6 protein-coding genes are annotated in these 8164 nt (G+C 68.1%); 1 reads left to right on the top strand and 5 read right to left on the bottom strand.

Features of this window, described 5'->3' with window-relative positions; genetic code table 11:
- Positions 1-30: 30 nt before the first annotated feature.
- From pyk to QZH66_RS11955, 3 genes are all read right to left on the bottom strand, one after another.
- Entirely contained in the window at positions 31-1497 is a 1467-nt protein-coding gene (gene pyk / locus QZH66_RS11945) for a pyruvate kinase (protein WP_305806166.1), read from the bottom strand.
- Between the two features lie 366 nt (positions 1498-1863).
- The gene (locus tag QZH66_RS11950; protein ID WP_305806172.1) at positions 1864-2493 is read right to left on the bottom strand and encodes an HAD-IA family hydrolase; all 630 of its coding nucleotides are present in this window, start codon (positions 2491-2493) and stop codon (positions 1864-1866) included.
- Positions 2494-2501: 8 nt separating this feature from the next.
- Entirely contained in the window at positions 2502-3680 is a 1179-nt protein-coding gene (locus tag QZH66_RS11955; protein ID WP_305806167.1) for a phosphoglycerate kinase, read from the bottom strand.
- An 82-nt stretch (positions 3681-3762) separates the two neighbouring features.
- Between QZH66_RS11955 and QZH66_RS11960 the strand changes: the two genes are divergently transcribed.
- Positions 3763-4320 carry a GNAT family protein gene (locus QZH66_RS11960; RefSeq protein ID WP_305806168.1) on the top strand — a complete coding sequence of 186 codons (558 nt, stop codon included), beginning with the start codon at positions 3763-3765 and terminating at the stop codon, positions 4318-4320.
- A gap of 73 nt (positions 4321-4393) precedes the next feature.
- Here QZH66_RS11960 and QZH66_RS11965 read toward each other — a convergent pair whose 3' ends face one another.
- Together QZH66_RS11965 and QZH66_RS11970 are read right to left on the bottom strand one after the other, a co-directional pair.
- The gene (locus QZH66_RS11965) at positions 4394-5779 is read right to left on the bottom strand and encodes a DUF3999 family protein (protein ID WP_305806169.1); all 1386 of its coding nucleotides are present in this window, start codon (positions 5777-5779) and stop codon (positions 4394-4396) included.
- A partial coding sequence (locus tag QZH66_RS11970) for a DUF2339 domain-containing protein (protein ID WP_305806170.1) occupies positions 5776-8164 on the bottom strand: 2389 nt, incomplete at its 5' end. The genes QZH66_RS11970 and QZH66_RS11965, both read right to left, overlap by 4 nt.

Here is an 8164-nt window from a genome sequence, read left to right on the forward strand (position 1 = left end):
GCCGGCAAGCGGATGCCGGCGTGAACCGGCTTAAAGCTCGCCCAGCCCGGTGGCGCAGCCGCCCTCGCCCACTTCCAGCAGGCGCAGCGTATTGGTGGCGCCGAGGGTTTCCATGTGCTCGCCACTGGTGAACACCACCCGGTCGCCGGTTGCCAGCTGCCCGGACTCGGCCAGCAGGCGGATGCTGCCGCGCGCCGCTTCGCGCGGGGTCAAGCCGCGGCTGTCGAAGTTGATCGGGAACACATCGCGCATCATCGCCATCTGCCGGCGGGCGCCGTCATGGCGGGTGATCGCGTAGATCGGAGCACTGGCGCGGAACCGCGACAGGAAGCGCGCGGTGCCACCGGATTCGGTCATCGCCACGATCGCGCGCACGCCGACGTGTTGCGACAGGAACATGGTCGCCATCGCGATCGCCTGGTCGGCACGCTGCAGATTGCGCTGCGCCGCGCTGAAATCGGTATCGGTCTGGAACTGGCGTTCGGCCCCCAGGCAGATGCGCGCCATCGCCTCGACCGCTTTGACCGGATACGCACCGGCGGCGGTTTCAGCCGACAGCATCACCGCATCGGTGCCGTCGATCACCGAGTTGGCCACGTCCAGCACTTCGGCGCGGGTCGGGATCGGGCTTTCCACCATCGACTGCAGCATCTGCGTGGCGGTGATCACCACCTTGTTCTGCGCCAGTGCGGCCTTGATGATCTTCTTCTGCAGTCCGGGCAATTCGGCATCGCCGATTTCCACGCCCAGATCACCGCGCGCCACCATCACCACATCGCTGGCCTCGACGATCTCGGTCAGGTTCTCGATCGCCTCGGTGCGCTCGATCTTCGACACCAGCGCCGCATCACAGCCATGCTCGCGTGCGATCTGGCGGGCATCGTGCATGTCCTGCGCGTTGCGGCAGAACGACACCGCGATGAAGTCCACGCCGATGCGCGCGACGATGCCGATCAGTTCCTTGTCGCGCTCGGTCAGCGCGCCCAGCGACAGGCCACCGCCCTGCTTGTTCAGGCCCTTGCGGTCGGACAGCACGCCATCGTTGAGCACGGTATTGATGATGCGCTCGCCCTGTACTTCGACCACCTGCAACTGCATCAGGCCGTCATCGAGCAACAGCACATCGCCCGGACCCACATCCTGCGGCAGGCCCAGATAGCTCACCCCGACCTGGTGCTCGTCGCCGGGCAACACGTCAGTGGCGGCAACCAGATCGAAGCGGTCACCGGCCTTGAGCCGGACCTTGCCGGCGGCAAACCGTTCGATGCGGATTTTCGGCCCCGGCAGATCGGCGAGGATGCCGACTTCGGCCCCCACCCGCGCCGCGGCGGCGCGCACTTCGGCGGCACGCTTGGCCTGACCGGACGGATCACCGTGGCTGAAGTTCAAGCGCACGACATTGACGCCGGCGCGGATCAGATCCTCCAGCACTCCCGGCGGGTCGGTGGCCGGCCCCAGGGTGGCGAGAATCTTGGTGCGGCGCTGACGTTCGATCATGATGCAATGGCTCCCGGCAAAGAGCTTGAACGTAGCACAATGGCTGGCTTGGATACCCTGTAAAAGCTATGCACTGAGACTGTTTCCGCCATGTCCCGCCGACAGCCGGGACACCCCGTCCAGACAGCCCGGGCGCGCTCCGGCGTACGTCAGCACAGCCGGCGCAGCGCCAGCGGCGGCACTGCAGGCGCAGGCATGGACCCGTGGGCACGCCGGCGCGGGACAGCGCGGCCCGGCGGTCAGACAATCCGGTCATCGCGCGCGGGACAGGCGGGACAATCCCGCGCGACGCCGGGCGATCAGCGCCCGCACAAAAAAACGCCACCGCCGCCGCCTGAAGGACCGGCACGGCGGAGGCTGCGCGGCTCAGCCGATCAACACCGGCAGGTCCTGTGGTTGCTGGGCCAGGTGCTGCACGCCGGCCTGGCGCAGTTCCGCTTCGCCGCCGAAGCCCCACAACACGCCGATGTTGCGCATGCCGTGATGGCGGGCGCCTTCGATGTCCATGCGCCGGTCACCGATCATCCAGCAATCGGCCGGCTGCACCGACAGCCGTGCCAGCGCCTCGGCCACCAGCTCCGGCTTGTGGCTGCGGGTACCACACGCGGTGGCGCCGATGACGTCCTCGAAGCAGTCACCGAACGGCAGATGTTCGACGATCCGCTGCGCGTGCGGCTCGTTCTTGGCGGTGACCACCGCCAGCCGGTGGCCGGCAGCCTTGAACCGGCGCACCACCTCGCCGATGTCCGGATAGATCTCGTGCTCCTTCCAGCCGTCGCTGTCGAAGCGCTCGCGGTAGTGATGCACCGCCTGCTCCACCCGCTCCGGATCGCCGAATACCGGGGTGAAACTGGTGCGCAGCGCCGGCCCGATCCAGCGCCGCAACTCGCTTTGCGGCGGCACCGGCTGGCCCATCTTCTCCAGCGCGTAGGCGACGCAGCGGGTGATGCCGACCGAGGATTCGATCAAGGTGCCATCGAGGTCGAAGAACAGCATGTCGCGGCTCACGATCCGCGGGCCTCCAGCGCCGCCACCGCCGGCAAGGTCTTGCCCTCGAGGAACTCCAGGAACGCGCCGCCACCGGTGGAGATGTAGCTCACCTCCTTGGCGATGCCGTACTTGTCCACCGCCGCCAGGGTGTCGCCACCGCCGGCAATCGAGAACGCCTGCGAGCTGGCAATCGCCCGCGCCAGGGTTTCGGTGCCCTTGCCGAAGGCGTCGAATTCGAACACGCCGACCGGGCCGTTCCAGACCACGGTGCCGGCCTTGGCGATCAGTTCGGCGTACTGCGCGGCGGTGGCCGGACCGATATCCAGGATCATGTCATCGCTGCCGACCGCATTGACCGGCTTGATGGTGGCCGGGGCGTCGGCGGCAAAGGCCGGCGCCACCACCACGTCGACCGGCACCGGGATTTCAGCGCCACGCGCCTTGGCATCGGCATCGATCTTGCGCGCGGTATCGAGCAGGTCGTTCTCGACCAGCGACTTGCCCACGCCATGGCCCTCGGCGGCGATGAAGGTGTTGGCGATGCCGCCACCGACAATCAGCTGGTCGACCTTGCCAACCAGGCTGGACAGCAGTTCCAGCTTGGTCGACACCTTGGAGCCGGCCACGATCGCCAGCAGCGGACGGGCCGGGTTGGCCAGCGCCTTGTCCAGCGCGTCCAGCTCAGCCATCAGCAGTGGGCCGCCGGCGGCGACCGGGGCGAAGCGGATCACGCCATGGGTGGAGGCCTGCGCGCGGTGCGCGGTGCCGAACGCGTCCATCACGAACACGTCGCACAGCGCGGCGTACTTCTTCGACAGCGCCTCATCGTCGGCCTTCTCGCCCACGTTCATGCGGCAGTTTTCCAGCAGCACGATCTGGCCCGGCACCACGTCCACGCCGTCCACCCAGTCCTTGAGCAGCGGCACGTCCACGCCCAGCAGCTCGGACAGGCGCTTGGCCACCGGCGCCAGCGAGTCGGCCTCCGTCCATACTCCTTCCTTGGGGCGGCCCAGATGCGAGGTGACCAGCACGGCGGCGCCGGCTTCCAGCGCCAGCTTCAGCGTCGGCAGCGAGGCGATGATGCGCTGCTCGGAGGTGATCCTGCCGTTCTCGTCGATCGGCACGTTCAGATCCTGGCGGATCAGCACGCGCTTGCCGGAAAGGTCGAGGTCGGTCATACGAACGATGGACATGGCAGGATCTGCTCCGCTGGGGGTGATAAACAACCATTTTGGCCCGCCCCGTCAGCCCGGGGCAAACCCGGGGATCAATCCGATGCAGCCACGCCTGTCCCAACCTGAACTGCGCAGCGGCCGGCTGCGCCTGCGCGAAGTGCGCGACGACGACGCTCCGGCGCTGTTCGCCATCCATTCCGACCCGCAGGTGATGCGCTACTGGAGCTATCCCGCCTGGACCGGGCTGACGCAGGCCGAGGCCAAGGTTGCCGACATCCAGCGCCAGCGGCGCGAACTCGACATTCTGGTCTGGGCGATCGCCGATGCCGCCAGCGACCGGCTGATTGGCACCAGCGCGGTATTCGCGCTGGATCTCACCCAGGGCCGCGCCGAGATCGGCTACAGCCTGCATCCGGACTGGCAGCGGCGCGGGCTGGCCAGCGAGGCGCTGCGATTGATCCTGGGTTATCTGTTCGACGAGCTGCAGCTGCGCCGCGTGGAAGCCGATGCCGACCCGCGCAATGAAGCGTCGTGGCGGTTGCTGGAAAAGCTCGGCTTCGTCCGCGAAGGTCTGCTGCGCGAGCGCTGGAACGTCAACGATGAAATCTGCGACACCGCGTTTTACGGCCTGCTGCGGCGGGACTTCAAATCGAGCTGAAACTGTAGAGCGGAGCCACGCTCCGCTGCAGCTTTACCGCAAAAGTCTCTGCCGGGCATGGCCCGGCACTACCTCAGGGTTGTTTCTTCTCCACGCGGCTGCTGCGCAACAGGCTGAACGCAAACCCGGCCACCGCCAGCGCGCCGAGCACCAGCACCGCCCACAGCACTCCGTTCTTCCAGTTGCGCGGTGCCTTGGCCGGCTGATAGGCCACATCACCGGCACGCACGGCACCGGCGCCGGGTGTGGCGATCGCCGGCTGCCACTGCGCGCCGTTGCGTGCGCGCAGTGCAGCGAGCATCGGATCAAGCGCGGCCTGTGTATTGGTGACGTTGGCGCTGCCGGCCACCAGCAGGTAGGGCGCGCGCCCCTGTGCCAGGAACACTACACTGCCCGGTCGATAGCCCAGACGCAGCAGCGGCGCTTCGGCCGGGATCGAGCCCGGTTCGGCCTGCAGCCGCCACTGGCGATCGGTGATGGTGCCAGTGGTTTCCAACGGCGCCGAGCGCTGCTGCGCACTCGCCTCGCTCAGGCTCCAGGTGTTCCAGTCGCGGGTCAGCAGTTGCCAGTCCGGATTGTTGCCATCCGCGCCGGGCCGGTCCAGATCACGACTGGACACACTCCAGCTCACCGCACTGTTGGCCGGCATCCGCACATCCAGCCGCTGCACCGGCACGCGCCCCTGCAACCGGTACAGGTAGCCGTCCTTCGCGTTGCCGCCGGGCTGGGCCGTCAATTCCAGCCATTGCCAGTCGCCGCTGTCCACCGCATCGACCAGCTCGCCACGCAGGCCGCGCAACGCCGGGGCGCCACTGCGCTGCAGCGGCACCAGCCGCAGGTAGCGCAGATCCGTCTCGACCTTGATGGTGTTGTTGCGCAACACGCGGCCCTGGTTGTTCAACTGCACCAGCCGCGCCTGCGGGTCCAGCACCTGCCAGCCGCGCAGATCGTCACTGCCTTCCAGCCGGTAGCCCAGATCCAGCGTCGCATCGCGATCAGCCCAGTCGATATGCAGCGCGCGCAACTTGCCGGCGTCGTCACCCAGATCCACCAGCCAGACCGGGTCGGCCGCCCCGGCAGTGCCGCCGGCCGCTACCGAATTGCGGATCGACAGCAGCTTGCCGGCGGTATCGCGTTGCACCACCACGCTCAGGTCGTCATCGGCGGTGGTCGCCGCTACCGGCAATGCGAACCATTGCAGCTCGACCGTACGCTGCGGCCCGGACAGAGGCGTGGCCGCCGCGTACACCGCGCTGGCCACCGGTTTGCCGTCGGCATCGAGCACCCGCACATCGCGCAGGTCGCGCCAATACGCGGCAGCGTACACCGGCGCATCGAGCGTCGCGCGGTAGGCGCCGGCATCGGGCTGGGACAGCTGCAACGGCCACTGCCGGGCGAAATCATCGGCGGCCTGCGCACTCATCGGCAGCAGGGCCAGCCACAGCAGACGCTTGATCATGCGGAGGTTTCCTCATCGTTGTTGGGGATGGCTGCGGCGCGCCGCGGCGGTGCCGGCGCCAGCCAGCCCACCAGCGTGCACAACAGGCCGTAGGCGATGAACGCGCCGATGCCGAGCAGGTCGCCCAGGTTGTCGCGGTCGATCAACAGCAGCTTGGCCAGTACCACCGCCATCAGGATCGCGCCGGCCAACCACAGCCCCCACTGCCCACGGCGTGAGCCGGAGACCCAGCCGACCACGCCCAGCAGGCTCCACACCACGGTCAGGCTGGTCTGCGCCAGCTGGGTGGTGAGCAGGCGCTCGCTCCACGGCTCGCCGCCCCAGTGATGGACCGCACGCAGCGTCATCACCGTGACCAGCACCAGCGCGGCCAGCGCCATGCCGACCCGCCGCGCCGGGGCAATGCGCTGCCCACGGCCTTGCCACAGACGCATCGCCGCCAGCACCAGCACCGCGATCTGCGCCAACTCCAGCGGGTTGAGCAGTGCGATCCACGGCAACGGCGCGGCATCGCCGGCGCTGGCCAGGGCAATCAGCCACCACAGTCCAAGCACGCCGAATACCGCTGTCTGCAATGCGGCGCGGTAACGGTCAAACGCGGCACCGAGCGGTTGCGCCAGCCACGACCAGTGCTGCATCGACAGCACCGCCAGCAGCAGCCACGGCAATGCCAGCAGCAGCCCCACCCAGCCTTCGGCCAGTGTGAAGCGATCCCCGATGTGCCAGGCCAGCAACGACAGCACCGTCGGCCACAACAGCCACCAGACCAGTTGCGCCAGTCCCGCCACGGTGCCGCTGCCGGCGCGCAGGCACAGCAGGCTGCGCATGCCCAGCGCGGCAAACAGCGCCCACGACCACAGCCCATGTCCGGCGAATGGTTGGCCGTATTCGGACACCTGCGCGAACGCCACCGGGAACGCCAGCACAAAGCCGCCCAGCGTGGTCAGCGACAACGCCAGGGCCGGCGCACGTCGCTGCACTTCAGCTGCCAGCCACGCCGTCACCCCGAGCAACGCCAGCGCCGCGTGTAGACGACTGCCAGGCTCGACGAAATTCCCAATCTCCAAGCTGATGTTGCCCAACCACCAGGCCAGGCCCCATCCATAGGCCACGGCAGCGACCCGCAGCCTGCCCACACCGCGATACAACCAGGCCGTGGCGAAACCGGCCAGCGCGATCAGCAACGCCCCCATGAAACCGGCATTGGCGATGGCCTGCGTATCGACGTGGTGGCCCCGGCTGGTCCCGAGCATCAAGGCGACCGCGGCGGCAAGCTGCAGACCGAAGCCGCTCCAGCGCGCCAGCCGCCGATCCTGCGTCAACCCGAGCCAGACCAGTCCGGCCCCTTCCAGCGCGAATACCGAAGCGGTGGCGCCGGCCGACAACGCCAGCGGCACCGCCAGCGTGGCGAAACCCACCGCGAGGATGGCGTAGCCACGGGCCAGCACATCCAGACGGTCCTTGCGGATCAGCGCGCGTGCCAGCAGCGCATACAGCAGCGCCACACCCAAGGCGCACAGCGCCAATGGCATACGTTCGCCCTGCAGCAGGCCGGCCTGCAGCGAGAAGGCGATCAACGGCGTGCCAAACAGCAGGCAGCCATCGATCCGTGCACTGCCGGGCGTGGCCAGCTTGCGTGCATACAACAGCGGCAGCAGCAGATAGAACGCGAAGAACAGTACGAGGAACGGCTCGGTACTGCTGAACTTGGCCGGTGCGTAGTCCAGCACACCCCAGACCGTGCCGATCCCCCAGGTGAAGGCGAATCCCAGCAGGTTGAGGATGCGCCACGGCCGCATCCAGGCGATGGCGAAGATGCCGGCATTGAGCAGTGCGTAGTACGAAAACAGGGCGACATGGTTGCCGCTGTCGCTGGACAGCCAGATCGGCGCCATGAAACCGGCCAGCACCCCGAGGATGGCCAGCGTGCGCGATTCCTGCAGCACCGCCATCACCGCCAGGCCGGCGATCAGCACCACGCTCAATCCGAACGCGGGACCGGCATCGACCAGACCGTAGCGTTTGAACGCCGCAAACACGGTCAACAGCAGCACCCCGATCGCCCCGCCCTGCACGGCGAGCGCAAAGGCCCGGTGGCTTTCGCGCTTGCGCCAGCCAAACACCAGCCCGGCCAACGCCGCAGTGGCGATCGCGGCCATCCGCAATTCGATCGGCGCACTCAACCAGCCCTGGTCACTGGCGTACTTGAGCAGGGCGGCGACACCGGCCAGCAGCACCAGCATGCCGATCTTGACCGGCACATTGCCCTCACTGAACCAGCGTTTGAGGGTGCTGCCCAAACGCTCGACCAGACCCGGACCAGCGGTCGCGGCCGGCGCCGCACGCTGCTCCAGCGGCAGCGGCAGCGGCGGCGGTACAGCGCCT

Source organism: Stenotrophomonas sp. YIM B06876, from assembly GCF_030711595.1.
GTDB lineage: Bacteria > Pseudomonadota > Gammaproteobacteria > Xanthomonadales > Xanthomonadaceae > Stenotrophomonas.